This is a genomic window from Pararhizobium sp. DWP1-1-3 (assembly GCF_049896125.1).
Taxonomy (GTDB): Bacteria; Pseudomonadota; Alphaproteobacteria; order Rhizobiales; family Rhizobiaceae; genus Pararhizobium.
In genome coordinates this window covers 460,027-476,832 of record NZ_JAFCTR010000003.1, presented here as the reverse complement: position 1 = coordinate 476,832, position 16,806 = coordinate 460,027, and the positions used below count along the sequence as shown (strand labels likewise).

The following is a 16,806-nucleotide window of genomic DNA, read 5'->3' as shown; positions in this document are numbered from 1 at the left end:
ATGTGAATGCGAGCGGGTCGATTGCAACCGTCAGTCTGATCGGCAACAATGGCGTGAACGTGCTCACTGGCGGAGCCGCAAATGACACGCTGAACGGCGGCGCCGGCAACGATACGATCGATGGCGGCGGTGGAACTGGAGACACCGTGGTCTTCAGCGGGGCGTTCGCAAACTATACGATCGCTCTTTCAGGGGCCACCTACACGATTGCCGACAACCGCAGCGGCTCCCCGGATGGCGCCGATACCGTCACCGGTGTCGAGAATTTCCAGTTTTCCGACGGAACACGCACCGCAAGCCAACTCAATCCGCCACCATCCACCCAAAACAAGATCGTCCTAGAAAACCAGAAACAGGGCAATCCGATCAGCGAATGGGGTATCGATGGAGACGGTAGCGCCAACATCCAGGGATTTGCAACCGAGATCAGCACCAATATCGGTCAAACCGTCAGTTTCAAGATCGCGACCGACTCAACCAACTATCGGATCGACATCTACAGACTGGGCTATTATGGCGGCGACGGTGCCCGCAAGGTCACAACGGTCGATGTAAATCTTGCAACCGCACAAATCCAGCCCCACCCAATCGTCGATATGGCGCGCGGCTTGATCGACGCAGGCAATTGGGCCGTCTCGGCAAGTTGGGCGATCCCGCAGGACATGGTATCGGGCCTCTATATCGCTAAGCTCGTCCGTGAGGACGGCACGGAAGGCGCCAGCCAAATCCCCTTCATCGTCCGCGACGACAGCTCGACCAGCGACATCGTTTTCCAGACGTCGGACACCACTTGGCAAGCTTACAATGAATGGGGTGGGGGCAGCCTCTATTTCGGCGACGTGCCGGTCGATCCCGCCGATATGATCGGTTACCTGCCGCCCAATTGCGGTTGCGGGGTAAACTCTATCGGCCGGTCCACCGCGGTGAGCTACAATCGGCCGTTCGTGACCAACACGAGCGTTAAGGGCGGCACGCACGACTTCATTTTCGGGGTAGAGCATTCGGCGATCCGATGGCTCGAGCAAAACGGCTACGACGTTTCCTACATTTCAGGTCTCGACTCGACTCGAAGCGGTAGCCTGCTCCTGAACCACGATGCTTTTCTTTCGGTCGGCCATGACGAATACTGGTCGGCTGAGCAGCGAACCAATGTCGAGGCGGCGCGTGACGCAGGCGTCAATCTTGCCTTTTGGAGCGGCAACGAAGTCTATTGGAAGGTGCGATGGGAAACCAGTATCGACGGTAGCGGCACGCCCTATCGGACCATGGTCACCTACAAGGAAACCTGGGGTGGGACCCCCGATCCGAGCTCAACCGGTACTGGCACCTGGCGGGATCCTCGGTTTGCCGATCCTGGACAGGAGCCCGAAAACTCGCTGACCGGCACCATGTTTACGGTGGACAGCTATCGGCTGGACACGATCACCATACCCTACGACTATTCCAACTTGCGGTTTTGGCGCAACACCGACGTTGCCGAGCTGCAGCCAGGGCAGACTTACTCTTTGGTCCAGAATCTGCTCGGCTACGAGTGGGACTCCGACGTCGAAAACGGCTTCCGGCCCGCCGGGCTGATCAACATGTCGTTGTCGACGGTATCAGTCGAAACTTATCTGCGCGATTACGGCACGTCGATCGGCCCCGCCGATGTGACGCACAGCCTGACGATGTATCGGGCGGAGAGTGGCGCGCTTGTTTTCGGAGCGGGTACTGTTTTCTGGTCCTGGGGACTTGATGCCAACCACGAGGGTGCAACCACGCCAACAGATCCGAATGTGCAGCAGGCGATGGTCAACATGTTTGCCGACATGGGGATTCAGCCCGGGACGCTCGATGCAAGCCTGATCATGGCGTCGCAATCAACCGATACGATCAAGCCGACCTCGACCATTACCTCTCCGATTTTCGGCGCGAGCTTCGTTGAGGGACAGAAAGTCACGGTCACCGGTAGCGCTCAGGATCTTGGCGGCGGCATTGTCGCAGGTGTGGAGGTGTCTCTTGACGGAGGCCAGAGCTGGTGGAAAGCCACGGGCCGTGAGGCCTGGAGCTACAGCTGGGTCGTGCAGGCATCCGGGTCCTACAGCATCATGTCGCGGGCGGTGGACGACAGCCTCAACCTTGGCAATCCGTCGGCAAGCACTCAGGTGACTGTCAACCTGCCTTCAACATCGAGCATTTGGACCCTTGCCAGCAAACCACAAGTCGAAACCAATCTTGACCGGGATGGTGTCGAACTTGGCGTCCGCTTCAAGGCGGCGACGGACGGTGTCATAAACGGCATACGTTTCTATAAGGGGTTCTACAATGTCGGTCAGCACGTGGTTAATCTGTGGACGTCCACCGGTACCCTCATCGCCACCGGCACGTCCTCCGTCGAACCCATAAGCGGCTGGCAGACGGTGTCGTTCGCCAATCCGGTGCGGATCACTCCCGGAACGACATATGTCGCGTCCTATCACACAGGCGGATACTATTCGTCGAATGACAACTATTTCGCGTCAAGCTACACGAACAACCTGCTCACGGTGGAGGCGGGTGGCGGTGTCTATGCCTATACCAGCAACAGCAACGGATTGTTTCCAGGAAACAGTTCCAATGCAAATTATTGGGTCGATGTTGTTTTCGCGCCGGATCCAAACCTTGCTCCGACGGCGGCGAATGATTCGGGGTTCTCGGTCGGGAAGAACGGTACACTGCCAATCTCCTTCACCGCGCTGGTAGCCAACGATAGCGATCCGAATAACGACCCGCTCACTGTCAGTGCAGTCGGCAACGCCACCCACGGGACCGTGGCGCTCGACACCCAGACAGGCAATGTCATCTACACGCCGAATGCCGACTATAGCGGTCCGGCAAGCTTTTCCTACACCGCTTCGGACGGACGTGGCGGCACGGCGACCGCTAACGTCTCTCTGACAATTGGACCCGACCCCGCCGGGGCGTCGCTGTTCCAATGGACCGAAGGGCCAACGGGGCCGGCGGTCAGTGACACCCAGCCGCTGGAGCTTGGGATGAAGTTCACTGCCTCCGTGGTTGGAACGATCACTGGCATACGCTTCTACAAGCCGGCAAGCGCCACCGGAATTCACACCGGTTCGTTATGGTCATCGACGGGGACACTGCTGGCAACCGTTAACTTCACCAACGAATCGACCAGCGGCTGGCAGACCGCGACATTTTCCAATCCTGTAGCGATTACGGCGGGCACGACCTATGTCGCCTCCTACCACACCTCAGGGGTCTATGCGGCCACTGCAAATTATTTCACAACCGCAAAGGCCAATGGGTCGCTGACGGCCCCGTCATCAGCGACAAGCGGTGGAAACGGCCTCTATGTTTCCTCCTCGGGCACAGCGTTTCCGACGGCGAGCTACCAGTCGACAAACTATTGGGTGGACGTTGTCTACAACCGCTCGACCGTCAACACGGTGCCGATTGCGGGCAATGACAACGGCTTTACGGTGTCCAACAGCAACTCGATTTCGATTGCCGCCGCTACTCTGCTTGCCAACGACAGCGACCCTGACGGGGATCCGCTGACGATCACCGCTGTGGGCGGCGCCACAAATGGCACTGTGGCCTTCAACAGCCAGACCAACACGGCGACGTTTACCCCGACATCGGGCTATATCGGCCCGGCAAGCTTTTCCTACACCATATCGGATGGCCGGGGTGGAACGGCGTCTTCCGTCGTAAGCCTGACCGTGGGCCAATCGGCAACAACGCTCAACCTGTTTTCTTCCTCCAACGCACCGAGCACGGCTTCCAACGATCCCGGCTCCGTGGAGCTGGGTGTGAAATTTACCGCCTCCTCTGCCGGTTTGATAACCGGACTGCGTTACTACAAGAGCGCCTTGGACACGGGCACGCATACTGGCTCGTTGTGGACAAACGGTGGAAACCTGCTTGCCTCTGCGACCTTTAGCAATGAGAGTGCCAGCGGCTGGCAGACTGTAACCTTTACTCAGCCAGTCGCGGTTTCTTCAGGGGCGACCTACATCGCCAGCTATCATTCAAACGGCTATTATGGCGTGACGCCCAACTTTTTCGCAACCAGCTATACGAACGGTCCGTTGACTGCACCATCCAGCGGGGGGAGCGGCGGAAATGGTGTCTTTGCCTATGGTACAAACAGCCTTTTCCCGACAGCCACCTACAATGCAACAAACTACTGGGTTGATGTCCTCTACGAGCAGGCGACGGGGAACCTGAGTCCTGTGGCCCTCGACGATTCAGGGTTCTCCACACCATTTAACACCGCGTTTTCCGTACAGGCGAGCACACTGCTCGCCAATGACAGCGACCCTAATGGCGATCCGATGGTCATTACCGGGGCCGGAAATGCGGTGAACGGCACCGTTGCCTTCGACACACAGTCGAGTGCCGTCACCTTCACGCCGACGAGCGGCTACTCCGGCCCTGCAAGCTTTACATACTCGATTTCCGACGGGCAGGGCGGATCCGACACCGGCCAAGTATCGCTCGCCGTCGTTCCCCAAGGCGAGCAGACCCTGTTTTCATCGGCCAGCACGCCGGCGACTACGACCGTCAATGACCCCGGCGATGTCAATCTCGGCATGAAGTTCCAGGCGGATGTGGCCGGCTGGATCACCGGAATCCGCTTCTACAAGGGTGCGAGCAACACGGGTCCACATACCGGCTATCTCTGGACATCAACGGGCAACCTTCTCGCAAGCGCGACCTTTTCCAACGAGAGCACGAGCGGCTGGCAGTCGACCAATCTGGCTCAGCAGGTCGAGATTCAAGCCAACACAACCTATGTCGTCTCCTACAGTACCAATGGTTTTTATTCGGCGACGAGTAACTTCTTTGGTTCCGAGGTCTCAAACAACAATCTGCACGCGCTGTCGTCGGCGCTCAGCGCCGGCAACGGGGTGTATGACTATGGGGCGGCTGGGGTGTTTCCGACCAGCAGCTTCAACAGCACAAACTATTATGTGGATGTGGCCTTCAAACCGCAACTGGCAGCATAGCGGCAGGCCCCAATAGGACAGGCGACCGAGGTTGATGGAGCATTCTGTCAACCACGAACCTTATGTCGGGAGGTATGATCAAATCATCCTTCCGACGTTAGGATCAAGCGGATGCGCCTCGCGGTCGACGGCCTGAACCTGGGCCGATATCATGCCAGGGGACCATACGCTGATCCAAGCCTTGCCTTAATTAGTTAATCAGACGTCCGCGTGTGGCTGTATCACCGCACAACGGTCAGCAACCGGCATCGGATCCGACGCATAAGCAAGCCGTCGCAGCCATTGAGCGAAGTTGAGCTTGCCCATTCGTCTTGAGGTGCTTTTAGCTCCCAATGCTATTACCGAACACAATGACGTCGGCGGCGATGGGTCAGCATTGTGAACGCTCCATCGTTCTTGCGGCCGACGTTCTCCTCGCGCAGGGCTTTATCATCCGCGCAGTTGTCGCAGGAATGCTCGCCAAAAATCCGTTTAGCTGATGTCCTGCAATACATCACCGATACTCGGATCGTCCGGACCGGGTTCCGGCAGATCATCGGGAAGCCGACCCGGGTCAGGCTCTGGATCCAGACCCGGGTTAACCGGCGGCAGGTCCGGTACATCGACTGGCTGGACCGGTGGAGTTGGACCAGGGAGGTCGGGACCGGGATTTACAGGAAGTGTCATAGTCAAATCCTCTGCCTGCTCAATTTGCGCGAAGCTCTTGGTCCATCGTTGCTGCGACGAATGCTTGACGAGCCTGTTCCGGCGTCATCTTGCGTTCGAGCGCCAAACGACAGCAACGGGCAGCATTCGCAGTTATATTGCTGTGCGGACCTACAATATGCCTGTTCAATATTTCGAAGCCTTGCAGCGGACCGCAGACTTTTCTTTCGATGCCGCCACGGAGCCTGATGGTCACCGGCTGCCACTGAATTTCGGTTGGGTTACAGATTTCATTCGGGTGCATATCAGTCCTCCCAAAGACGTTAATGGCACAAAACTAATATTCACGAATTTTTGTTCCATCGGAGTGCGGTCAATAGTCGATCAACTTTCAAACAATCAACTCGGGTGTTCTAACCAGTGGCGTTTACACGCCGAAATTGGTCCGAAATGCCGCATCATGCGGAATTGAATTAGAGTTTGCCTTGATGACCGCTCGCTTCCCTAATCTTCGTCGAGGGGAAACGGTTCCCGGTCATCTCCGCCTCTCCGGGCGTGAACTATGATGAGAACCTCTCCAACCATTGATCATATCTATTTATCTGATACAAATCAGGTTCGCAGTTGGGGAGGGTATATGACCACGCGATTTCTGATGATCGGTCCAGAGGACGGGAAGGAAGTGCTCAAATGTCTGGCGGCACCAGCGCGGCTCTCCATGCTGGAACTTCTGCATGCCCGGGGACCGCTTAACGTCAACGAAATTGCCGAGGCACTCGATCTGCCGCAATCGACCACATCGACCCACCTGAACCTTTTGGAGGAGGCAGGTCTCATACGCACCGAGGTTTCCAAAGCGCGCAAGGGCAGTCAGAAGGTCTGTCATGCCGTCCACGAGGAAATCGTTCTTTCCTTTGCAAGCCCGGCCAAGACCGGCCAGGAGGTGATCGAGGTCGCCATGCCGGTTGGCCTCTACAGCGGCTACGAGGTCGCGGCCCCCTGCGGCATGTGCTCGCGTGAGGGAATTATCGGTTATCTCGACAGCCCTGACACGTTCCTTGCCCCCGATCGGATGAAGGCAGGGCTTCTATGGTTTACAAGAGGGTATGTCGAATACCAGTTCCCAAACAATGCTCGCATCAAGGGCGCCGAGGTCAAGGAACTGGAGGTCGTGCTGGAGCTTTCATCAGAGGTGCCCGGTACCTCCGACAACTGGCCGTCCGACATCACGCTCTCCATCAACGGCACCGGCATCGGCGCCTGGACCTCACCCGGTGACTTCGGCGACAGGCGCGGGAAATACACGCCGGACTGGTGGAAGCTGAGAGGCAGCCAGTACGGCGTTCTCAAGTATTTTCGCGTGACCGACAACGGTACCTTCGTCGACGGCATCCGGATTTCCGATGCAAGCCTGGCTGACCTCAACCTGCTCGAGCACCGCTCGATCCGGCTGCGCATCGAGGTGCCAGAGACTGCAGAACATCCCGGCGGCATCAATATCTTCGGCCGGGGTTTTGGCAATTACGACCAGGATATTGTCCTGCGCCTTAAAACCTGACGCATCCGACTTTCCCCTCGATCCACTGCAGGCGGGTTGACGCCTGGGCAATCACGTGTATTGTATCAGACAAAAGGATATATATCTGATATTCAGATATAAAGGGAGGACTACATGCGCGCAGCCGGCACCGTTCACAGCGGTTACGTCATCGGTACGATTGACCCACGTCTCTACGGCTCCTTCGTTGAGCATCTGGGCCGGGCCGTCTATTCGGGTATTTATGAACCGGATCATCCGACCGCTGACAAGAACGGCATGCGTCAAGACGTTATCGACCTTGTGCGGGAAGCTGATGTTCCGATCGTCCGCTATCCCGGCGGTAATTTCGTTTCGGCCTATGATTGGGAAGATGGCATCGGACCGCGCGAGGAGCGTCCTGTGCGCCTTGATCTCGCCTGGCACAGCTCGGAGAGCAACCAGGTCGGCATCCACGAATTCGCCGATTGGGCGGAAGCTGCCAATACCGACATGATGCTGGCAGTCAACCTCGGTTCGCGCGGTCTGGATTCGGCTCGTGCCTTCCTCGAATACGTTAATCATCCGGGCGGCAGCTACTGGTCTGATCTTCGCCGCAAGAATGGCCGCGAACAGCCCTGGAATGTCAAGATGTGGTGCCTTGGCAACGAGATGGACGGCCCTTGGCAGATCGGCCAGAAAACCGCTGAGGAATATGGCCGCATCGCATTCGAGACCGCCAAGGCAATGCGCGCCTTTGACAAGTCTATCGAGCTTGTTGTCTGTGGTTCGTCGTCGCCGAAAATGACGACTTATCCGGCCTGGGAAGCAACAGTTCTCGATTATACCTACGATTCTATCGATTATATCAGCCTGCACATGTATTTCGACAACCATGCCGGCAACACCGCAGACTACTTGGCGCAGAACGCCCGCCTTGATGATTACATCGCCACGATCGCTGGCGTGATTACCTATACCAAGGCCAAGAAGCGCTCGAAGAAGGATGTCTATATCAGCTTCGACGAGTGGAACGTGTGGTACCATTCCCGCGAAGCCGACCGGAAGGTTCTTGAGGGCAATGAGGGTTGGCCGCATGCGCCGGCGCTTCTCGAAGACATCTATAATTTCGAGGATGTGCTGCAGGTTGGCTGCATCCTGAATACATTCATCCGCCGCTCGGACGTAGTGAAGGTCGGCTGCCTTGCCCAGCTCGTAAACGTCATTGCGCCGATCATGACTGTTCCCGGCGGGCCGGCCTGGCGCCAGACGACGTTCTTTCCCTACGCCTACGCCTCGCGCTACGGCCGCGGCAAGGCGCTGCAGCTCTCGCTGGATTGCCCAAGCTATTCCACGGACTTCGCCGACAACGTCGCATATCTCGACATTTCCGCTGTCGAGACGGAGACCGATGGCGCGCTCACCTTTTTCATCGTAAACCGCCATCAGACGGAAATGATCGAACTTGATCTTTCGCTGGAGGGCTTTGGCGACCGCAAGGTAATCATGGACAAAGTCATGGAGGGGCACGACCTTCGCGCCGTCAACGGTCCGGGAGATGAAGCTATCGAGCCACGCGAGGGCTCGGGCACATCCGCCACCGGCCGCCGTCTCGTCGCCGCCATCGCGCCGTTGAGCTACCGGATGATCCGGCTCGGCGCGTAAGACGGCATCACGACGGGAGGAGGAACCATGTCGGCATCGATCGAAATTACCAACGTTTCCAAACGCTACGGCGCGCTAAGCGTGCTCGACGACATTTCGCTATCCATCGAGGCGGGCGAATTCGTCGTCTTCCTCGGTCCCTCGGGCTGCGGAAAATCCACGCTTCTGCGGATGATCGCAGGGCTTGAGGATGTAACGGATGGGACGATTTCGGTCGGCGACCGACGGGTCGATACGTTGCCGCCGGGCAAGCGCGGCGTCGCCATGGTCTTCCAGTCCTACGCGCTCTATCCGCATATGACGGTTGCGCAGAACATGTCCTTTGGCCTTGAAAACATCGGCCTGCCAAAGGACGAGATCGAGCGGCGCGTCCAGCAGGCCGCAGCGACGCTCGAAATCGCGCACCTTCTCGAGCGCAGGCCGGCAAAGCTGTCGGGCGGCCAGCGCCAGCGGGTGGCGATCGGCCGCGCCATCGTCAAGGAACCGAAAGCCTTCCTGTTCGACGAACCTCTGTCGAACCTCGATGCGGCCCTGCGTGGCCGCACCCGGCTGGAACTCGCCCAGCTCCACGCCCGGCTTGGAAGCACGATGATCTTCGTCACGCATGACCAGGTGGAAGCCATGACCTTGGCTGACCGCATCGTCATCATGCACAACCGCAAGATCGAGCAGATCGGCACGCCGATGGAAATCTATCGCCATCCGGCAAGCCGCTTCGTCGCAGGGTTCGTCGGCTCGCCGGCGATGAATTTCGTGCCTTTGAAAAGCGTGATCGACAATGGCGTTAGCTTGACGATCGCCACCAGCGGCCTTGGCAATGTCAATGCAGCCTTCCGGTTGCCCGCAGGTTTTTCGCCGGATGGTGCAAGCCTCGGCATTCGCGCCGAGGACGTTACTGTTCTGCCTGCAGGGCAGACGGGCATCGCGCTCACAACCGAGGTCATCGAACGGCTTGGTGATCGCACGCTCATCTATGGCCATTTGGCCGATGGCACAAAACTGACCGCAGAAACAGATGGCCGCAGCGAAGCGCGCGGTGGCGATACGCTGCAGATCGCGCTTGATACGACGGCCATTCATCTTTTCGACGCGGCTGGCATCGCTCATCACTCGGAGGGCGAATGAATGGCCGAGAGTTATCGCCGCAGCCAGTGGAGCAATGGTCTCTTCATCCTTCCCTATCTGTCCGTCTTTGCGGTTCTGCTGGTCTTTCCGCTCTTCTGGGGGGCGTGGCTGAGCCTGCACAAGGTTGATCTCTTCGGCCCGGGCCGTTTCGTCGGTTTTGGAAACTATGCGCGCGTGCTGGCCGACCCCGTCTTCATGCAGGCCCTGCGCAACAGCATCATCTTCGTGCTGGTGAGCGTCCCCACGCTGGTGGCGCTCGGCCTGTTTCTGGCCCTTGCGCTCAACAAGACAACGCGGACAACCTCGTTCCTGCGCGGCCTGTTCTTCTCCTCGTCCGTTCTGTCGGTGACGATTGTAACGTTGATCTGGCGTTTCGTTTTCATTCCGGGCGACGGTCTTCTGGCGGTCGTCTCCGAGCAATTCGGGATCGAGCCGGTCAATTTTCTGTCGACGAGCGGCTGGTCGCTATTCTCCGTCGGCGTCGCCACCGTCTGGTGGTGCCTCGGTCTTCCGATGATGCTGTTTCTCGCTGCCCTGCAGCAGATTCCCAACGACCTCTATGAAGCAGCAGCTCTCGACAATGCCAGCCCCTGGCGAGTGCTCATTCGCGTCACACTGCCGTCGATCGCCCGCACCATCATGCTGGTGACGATCATCCAGATCGTCATGCAGTTCCAGCTTTTCGGACAGGCGCAAATCATGACCAATGGCGGCCCGAACGGTACATCCCGCCCGCTTGTCATGTACATCTATGAGGTCGGCTTCGTGCGCTGGGATGTCGGCAAGGCCGCCGCGGCTTCCGAATTTCTGTTCCTGATCATCCTCGTGGCAGCGATGGCGCAGTACGTCGTCTCCACCCGCAAGTCGGAGGCCTCCGAATGAGCGCGGATCCATCAACCTATCGTCCCGAAGCCTTGACCGGCAATCGAACCCTGCTGGCAATCGCTATTGTACTCTCCGTTGCCATGATGGCGCCGGTTGCCTGGCTCGTCGGTCTCTCGATCAAGGACAATAAGGAACTGATGCTCGGAACGGAATCCGTTTTCGAGTTGCCCTACACGCTCATCAACTACATCAATATCATCCACTCATCGCAAGCTTTCGGGTGGTTCTTCAACAGCCTCGTGGTGGCGATCGGACAAACGGCTGGCGTACTCGTCCTGGCATCGCTTGCCGGATACGCCTTTGCCCGCCTCGAATTTCCGTTCCGGCGCACGATCTTCGTCATCGTGCTCTTTGGCCTTGCCGTGCCGGAGCAGGCCGTCATCATCGCCCGCCACCAGATGTTCAACTGGTTTGGCCTGCATAACTCCTATATCGGGCTGATGCTGCCGGGGATGTCGTCGGCCTTCGGGGTGTTTTTGATGACCCAGTTCTTCAAGGCGATCCCCAAGGAGATCGACGAGGCGGCCCTTCTCGACAATGCCTCCCCCTTGCGGATCTTCTGGAAAGTGCTCTTGCCGCTGACACTGCCGGCCCAGGCGACACTCGGCATCTTCACCTTCCTGCATGCCTGGAACGACTACTGGTGGCCGCTGATCTCTGCGACGCGCAAAGAGATGTTCACGCTTACCATCGGCATCGCTTCGTCCCAGACCAATTTCGCCCAGAGTGAAGGGCTTGGTTTCCTCAGCGCCCAGGCGGTCTTTGCCAGCCTGCCAGTGTTGATCGTCTACGTGATTTTCCAGCGCCATATCGTCACCGCGGTTTCGGGCGGCGCTGTGAAGTGACTGTTGCTGCGGCCGGGAGGGAATGGCCGCAGTGGTTTCAACGGGGCAGGGAGCCCCTCACAAAGGGAGAGATAGACCATGAGACGTTTTCTATTGAGCACCGCTGCAGTGATCGCGCTGACATGCGGCACGTCTGCACAGGCCCAGACAAAAATCGAGCTCCAACGGTTCTTCGGTGCCTGCGACGCCGACTATGGCAAGGTCACCGAGGTGTCGAAGGCGGTCGGCGAATGCGGCATCATCACATCGTTGATCAACAAATTCGAAGCAGATAACCCGGATGTCGATGTCAACGTCACTACCGTCGAATGGCCCGGCTACGATCAGCTCAATGCACAGCTCGCGTCAGGTGCTGCTCCTGATGTTGTGTCGATGCACTACTCGGCAATCTCCGACTACCAGTCGCGTGGCTTGATCGACCCGGTCGATGAAGTCCTGTCGGCGCAGGGGATCTCGCCCGACAGCTTTACCGATGCGGCGCGCGGCGGCGTCACCAAGGAAGGCCAGATGTTCGGCCTCCCCTTCGATAACTGGACGATGCTGTTCCACGTCAACCTGAACCTGATGAAACAGGCTGGCCTCGTCAACGCGGACGGAACGCCGATCCTGCCGACCTCCGTTGACGAACTGATCGCACAAGGCAAGCAGTTCAAGGAAAAGACCGGCAAGCCCTATCTTGTGCAGATCCTCGCCAATGAGACGGCAGCTTACGCCCGTGTTCTCTACACGTTGCTGCAACAGCAGAACGCCGACTTCTTCGCCGACCCGACAAAGATCACGCTGAACACGCCGGAAGCAAAGTCCGTCGTCGAGCTGATGAAGAAGATCAAGGACGAGGGACTGACGACAACAGGCCTCGACTATGCGGCTGCAGTCACCTCTTTTACCAATGGCGACGGGGGCATCGCGGTCAACGGCACCTGGCTGATCGGCGATTTCGTCGCCCAGTCGGAAAAGGAAGGAACGGCGCTTGCCGGTGGCTACACCGTTTATCCGGTTCCTCAACTCTACCCGGGTCGTGACAGCACCTATGCTGACGGCCACAGCTGGGTCCTGCCGCACAAGGACCGCACGCCAGAACAGACTGAAGCGATCGGCAAACTCTTCAAGTTTTTGGCCGAGAACGACTTCCAGTGGGCCCGCACGGGTCACCTACCGGCGGTCAAGGCAGTCTTCGACATGCAGGACTTCAAGTCGCTGCCGCATCGTGAAAACATTGCCAAGATCGCCGAGACCGGCCGTTCCTTGCCGGGCGCCGTGCAGCGCCAGTTCGCCATCCAGGATATTATCGGCGAAGAAGTCGGCGCTGCCGTTAACGGCGACAAGACCATCGATGAAGCCCTTGGCAGTGCTGAGAGCCGCATCAACGATCTGCTTGCCAACATCTGATTGTTGCGATCCGAAAGCACCATTGGGACGCGGGAACTGGTTTCCTGCGTCCCTGGCCTCTGCCGAACGATTTTATCCGCCGGTCAAATCGTTTGTAGAATTATACGGATCACGGCTAATTTCTTCGCCTCTCGAAAAACCGCCACACACTTTTCGTCGGTCGAAAAACAAACACGTTCACAACATGAGGCGTTTCTCAGCGCTATACCCGGAACGCCTCGTGCAGGTCGCTCCCCCTGGTCGCACGCATGTCGAGGTCGGCTTCGATGTGATCGATGTGATGGACCATCAGGTGGCAGCCACGGTCGAGATCGCCGCGTTCGATGGCGGTGACAATGTCCTGGTGTTCCTGGTGGCCACAACTTGAAATGGCCGATTGACCATAGAGCGCGATGACCAGCGAAGAGCGGGCGACAAGTTCATCCATGAAGCGTTGCATGACGGCGTTGCCGGTCATCGAGGCGAGCAACAGGTGGAAATCGCCTGACGCCTTGATCTCGGCGCGACGCGCCGTCTGGCCGCGCTCGTTCATCAAGCGGCCTTCTTCCATCAGCAATTGGCGAAGGTGCTGGAAATGCGTGGGCCCCATATGTTTTGCGGCTTCCCGCAGAATACCCGGTTCAATCATCCGGCGGGTAGCAAATATCTGGCGGGCTTCCTCGGGCGATGGGTAGGCGACGAAGGCGCCGCGGTTTTTTTCGACATTGACGAGCCCTTCGTAGGAAAGGGCCTGAAGAGCGCCACGTACCAGCGTGCGGCTGACATTGAACAGGGCGCCGACATCAGCTTCCGAAAGCTTCGTGCCGGGCGCAAGCCTGCGGTCAACGATCGCATCGCGGATGGTATCGCGGATATGATGTGTGCTGATATCGATCTGCTCTTCGGCAGGCGCTGCTACGATCTTCATGAAATGTGGTTTCCGGGTTGAGGCGCTGATCCTAGCGTTCTTTCTGAGCAAAGTTAACCGGAATCTGTCTGCATGTGACTGGTGAAATTGTATACGATCTGTTGCTGATATTGCCAACGAACGTCTAAATTTTAGGCGTTCCTTATGTTGATTAAATTTGCAGCAAGACCCAAGGACCACGATTAACGCTGGCTTTTCAGTTGGTTGTCCCCGGACACCGATTCTGGCACGCTTGATGCATTGCTCTTCCCGTCACAGGGGAAGCATGATGTCCAAAGCGGCTGAAATCGATATCATATCCGTTTCCAAGATTTATGGCAGCACCACTGCCGTCCATTCCATCAGCTTGAAAATACCCTCCGGCAGCTATTGCTGCTTCCTTGGCCCGTCCGGCTGCGGCAAGACCTCGACGCTCAGGATGATTGCCGGGCACGAGAGCATTTCGTCGGGCGATATCCGGCTCGGCAATATTGTCGTCACCGATTTCCCCCCTGCCAAACGCGGCACGGCGATGATGTTCCAGTCCTATGCGCTGTTTCCCCATCTTGACCTTGTGGACAACGTTGCCTTCAGCCTGAAGATGAAGGGCGTCGAGAGGCAGGAGCGCCGGGCAAAAGCTCTGGACATGCTCAGGCTCATGCAGATGGAGCCCTATGCCAACCGGCGCCCGGCCCAGCTTTCCGGCGGCCAGCAGCAGCGCGTGGCGCTGGCACGGGCGCTGATCACCGATCCGGAAGCGCTGCTGCTCGACGAGCCGCTGTCGGCGCTCGATCCATTCCTGAAAATCCGTATGCGGGCTGAGTTGAAGAAACTGCAGAAGAGCCTCGGCATCACCTTCGTGCATGTGACCCATAGCCAGGAAGAGGCGATGGCGCTTGCCGATATCATCGTCATCATGAACGATGGCCGCATCGAGCAGGCGGCGCACCCGCGCGAAGTCTTCGAGCGTCCGGCCACGGCCTTTGTCGCACGGTTCATGGGCGATCACAATGTTCTGACCGGCCGTGTCGTCGATAGCGGCGAGGGGAAGGTGACGCTGGAAGTCTCCGAAGGCCAGACATTCACTGTCGCGGGACCGGCACAAGAGCCGGGCGCACCCATCGATATCGGCGTGCGCACCGACCGTGTGCGGCTTGCGACGCCTTCGGAAAAGACGCTCGGATTTCATGGCATCGTATCCAATGTCGAATACCGCGGCGCCTCCGTGAAGATCACCGTCATCGGTGCCGGCAGCGACGATTTCACCGTCATCGCCACCGATGCCGATTATTTCGAGAAACCCGTGTCGGTTGGCGATGCCGTACCGCTCAGCTGGGGCCTTGAGGATGCCGTCCTATTGGGCCGCATTGCCGCCTAGTCCGACTCACAATCAAAAAAGAGGGAAATGATATGACCACTGAAACAAAGACTCCCAAGGGCATTTCAAGGCGTGGCCTGCTGAAGACCGGTGCTGCCGCAACCGGCGCGGTGATCGGTTCCGGCCTTATTACCGGCTTCCCGACCATCTGGGCACAGAACCCGATCACGCTTCGCCAGTTTGGCACCGGCGTGTCGAACATCAATGCCATCGCCGAGAAGTGCAAGGCCGATCTCGGCATCACACTCGAGATGACGGCAACCGACAGTGATGCCGCTGCCCAGCGCGCCGTAACCCAGCCGGATAGCTACGACATCGCCGATATCGAATACTGGATCCTGAAGAAGGTCTTTCCGGCCGGCGTCATCCAGCCGATGGATATCAAGAAGCTGAAATACTACGACAAGATCGTGCCGCTGTTCAAAACCGGAAAGCTGAAGCCGGACAGCGTTATTGCGCAGGGCACCGCACCGCATACCGTTGGTTATGTGGAAGCCATCGGCGACAAGACGTTTGCCAAGGGCGAAACCCAGTTCTTCACCATGGTCCCGACCATCTACAACGCCGATACGCTCGGCATCCGCCCGGACCTCGTCGGCCGCGACATCACGTCCTGGGCCGATATCATGGACCCGGCCTTCAAGGGTAAGACGTCCATCCTGAACATACCGTCGATCGGCATCATGGACGCGGCGATGATCATGGAGGCGCTCGGCAATATCAAATATGCCGACAAAGGCAACATGACCAAGGAAGAGATCGACGCAACGATCGACTTCCTGATCAAGGCCAAGCAGGACGGCCAGTTCCGCGCCTTCTGGAAGTCCTTCGATGAATCGGTCAACCTGATGGCTTCGGGCGAAGTCGTCATCCAGTCCATGTGGTCGCCGGCCGTTGCCGCCGTCCGCTCGAAAGGCATTGCCTGCAAGTATCAGCCGCTCAAGGAAGGCTACCGCTCATGGGGCGGCGGTCTCGGCCTTGCCTCGCATCTGGAAGGCGCTCAGCTCGACGCGGCCTACGAATATATCAACTGGTATACATCCGGCTGGGTCGGCGGCTACCTCAACCGCCAGGGCTACTATTCCGCCGCCATGGACACCGCCAAGGAATTCATGACCGCCGACGAATGGGGTTACTGGATCGAAGGCAAGGCTGCGACAGGCGACATCATGTCCCCTGAAGGCAAAGTCATGGAGAAGGCCGGCGCCGTGCGCGACGGCGGCTCCTTCGAGGAACGCATGGGTAAGGTCGCCTGCTGGAACTCGGTGATGGACGAGGACCGCTACATGGTCAAGCGCTGGAACGAGTTCATCGCTGCTTGATGATCTCCACCCTCCCCTTGAGGGAGAGGGTTGGCACGCAGTGCCGGGGCGGGGTGACTGTCTTGACATCCGATGGTTAACCCCCACCCGCAGCTTCTCTGCGACCTCCCCCCCTCGAGGGGGAGGTACAGAAGACAAACCGGAGACCCAGGACGT

At 58.3% G+C, this 16,806-nt stretch carries 10 protein-coding genes and 1 pseudogene; 9 read left to right on the top strand and 2 right to left on the bottom strand.

Annotated elements, in window-relative coordinates:
* Positions 1–59 precede the first annotated feature (59 nt).
* Positions 60–4,994, top strand: a pseudogene (locus ACP7BS_RS10195) (DUF4082 domain-containing protein); the annotation flags it as partial.
* A 685-nt stretch (positions 4,995–5,679) separates the two neighbouring features.
* Here ACP7BS_RS10195 and ACP7BS_RS10190 read toward each other — a convergent pair.
* Positions 5,680–5,943, bottom strand: a complete 264-nt coding sequence (locus ACP7BS_RS10190; protein WP_426230615.1) for a DUF982 domain-containing protein — start codon at positions 5,941–5,943, stop codon at positions 5,680–5,682.
* Positions 5,944–6,276: 333 nt separating this feature from the next.
* Here ACP7BS_RS10190 and ACP7BS_RS10185 point away from each other — a divergent pair, with 333 nt between their 5' ends.
* The 6 genes from ACP7BS_RS10185 to ACP7BS_RS10160 all read left to right on the top strand — a co-directional run bounded on the left by ACP7BS_RS10185 (position 6,277) and on the right by ACP7BS_RS10160 (position 13,064).
* A complete protein-coding gene (locus ACP7BS_RS10185; RefSeq protein ID WP_426230613.1) occupies positions 6,277–7,197 on the top strand; it encodes an ArsR/SmtB family transcription factor in 921 nt (306 codons plus the stop codon).
* Positions 7,198–7,311: 114 nt separating this feature from the next.
* Positions 7,312–8,820 (top strand): alpha-N-arabinofuranosidase, encoded by a 1,509-nt coding sequence (locus ACP7BS_RS10180; protein WP_426237909.1) that lies wholly within the window; start codon positions 7,312–7,314, stop codon positions 8,818–8,820.
* Positions 8,821–8,847: 27 nt separating this feature from the next.
* The gene (locus tag ACP7BS_RS10175) at positions 8,848–9,945 is read left to right on the top strand and encodes an ABC transporter ATP-binding protein (RefSeq protein WP_426237907.1); all 1,098 of its coding nucleotides are present in this window, start codon (positions 8,848–8,850) and stop codon (positions 9,943–9,945) included.
* Positions 9,946–10,827 (top strand): carbohydrate ABC transporter permease, encoded by an 882-nt coding sequence (locus ACP7BS_RS10170; RefSeq protein ID WP_426237905.1) that lies wholly within the window; start codon positions 9,946–9,948, stop codon positions 10,825–10,827.
* On the top strand, positions 10,824–11,675 hold the full coding sequence (locus tag ACP7BS_RS10165; RefSeq protein WP_426237903.1) for a carbohydrate ABC transporter permease: 852 nt from the start codon (positions 10,824–10,826) through the stop codon (positions 11,673–11,675). The genes ACP7BS_RS10170 and ACP7BS_RS10165 overlap by 4 nt, the downstream gene beginning before the upstream one ends.
* A gap of 78 nt (positions 11,676–11,753) precedes the next feature.
* Positions 11,754–13,064, top strand: coding sequence for an extracellular solute-binding protein (locus ACP7BS_RS10160; protein ID WP_426237901.1), 1,311 nt, complete (start codon positions 11,754–11,756; stop codon positions 13,062–13,064).
* A 202-nt stretch (positions 13,065–13,266) separates the two neighbouring features.
* Here the strand turns inward: ACP7BS_RS10160 and ACP7BS_RS10155 are convergent, their stop codons facing one another.
* Positions 13,267–13,971 carry a GntR family transcriptional regulator gene (locus ACP7BS_RS10155; RefSeq protein WP_426230601.1) on the bottom strand — a complete coding sequence of 235 codons (705 nt, stop codon included), beginning with the start codon at positions 13,969–13,971 and terminating at the stop codon, positions 13,267–13,269.
* Between the two features lie 268 nt (positions 13,972–14,239).
* Between ACP7BS_RS10155 and ACP7BS_RS10150 the strand changes: the two genes are divergently transcribed.
* Both ACP7BS_RS10150 and ACP7BS_RS10145 read left to right on the top strand, forming a co-directional pair.
* Positions 14,240–15,328, top strand: coding sequence for an ABC transporter ATP-binding protein (locus tag ACP7BS_RS10150; protein ID WP_426230766.1), 1,089 nt, complete (start codon positions 14,240–14,242; stop codon positions 15,326–15,328).
* A gap of 32 nt (positions 15,329–15,360) precedes the next feature.
* A complete protein-coding gene (locus ACP7BS_RS10145; protein WP_426230600.1) occupies positions 15,361–16,650 on the top strand; it encodes an ABC transporter substrate-binding protein in 1,290 nt (429 codons plus the stop codon).
* The last annotated feature ends 156 nt before the right edge of the window (positions 16,651–16,806 follow it).

Bases quoted from the DNA above. Each gene is read 5' to 3' on its own strand.
- ACP7BS_RS10190 (WP_426230615.1), bottom strand. From the start codon at position 5,943: ATGCACCCGAATGAAATCTGTAACCCAACCGAAATTCAGTGGCAGCCG.
- ACP7BS_RS10185 (WP_426230613.1), top strand. From the start codon at position 6,277: ATGACCACGCGATTTCTGATGATCGGTCCAGAGGACGGGAAGGAAGTG.
- ACP7BS_RS10180 (WP_426237909.1), top strand. From the start codon at position 7,312: ATGCGCGCAGCCGGCACCGTTCACAGCGGTTACGTCATCGGTACGATT.
- ACP7BS_RS10175 (WP_426237907.1), top strand. From the start codon at position 8,848: ATGTCGGCATCGATCGAAATTACCAACGTTTCCAAACGCTACGGCGCG.
- ACP7BS_RS10170 (WP_426237905.1), top strand. From the start codon at position 9,946: ATGGCCGAGAGTTATCGCCGCAGCCAGTGGAGCAATGGTCTCTTCATC.
- ACP7BS_RS10165 (WP_426237903.1), top strand. From the start codon at position 10,824: ATGAGCGCGGATCCATCAACCTATCGTCCCGAAGCCTTGACCGGCAAT.
- ACP7BS_RS10160 (WP_426237901.1), top strand. From the start codon at position 11,754: ATGAGACGTTTTCTATTGAGCACCGCTGCAGTGATCGCGCTGACATGC.
- ACP7BS_RS10155 (WP_426230601.1), bottom strand. From the start codon at position 13,971: ATGAAGATCGTAGCAGCGCCTGCCGAAGAGCAGATCGATATCAGCACA.
- ACP7BS_RS10150 (WP_426230766.1), top strand. From the start codon at position 14,240: ATGTCCAAAGCGGCTGAAATCGATATCATATCCGTTTCCAAGATTTAT.
- ACP7BS_RS10145 (WP_426230600.1), top strand. From the start codon at position 15,361: ATGACCACTGAAACAAAGACTCCCAAGGGCATTTCAAGGCGTGGCCTG.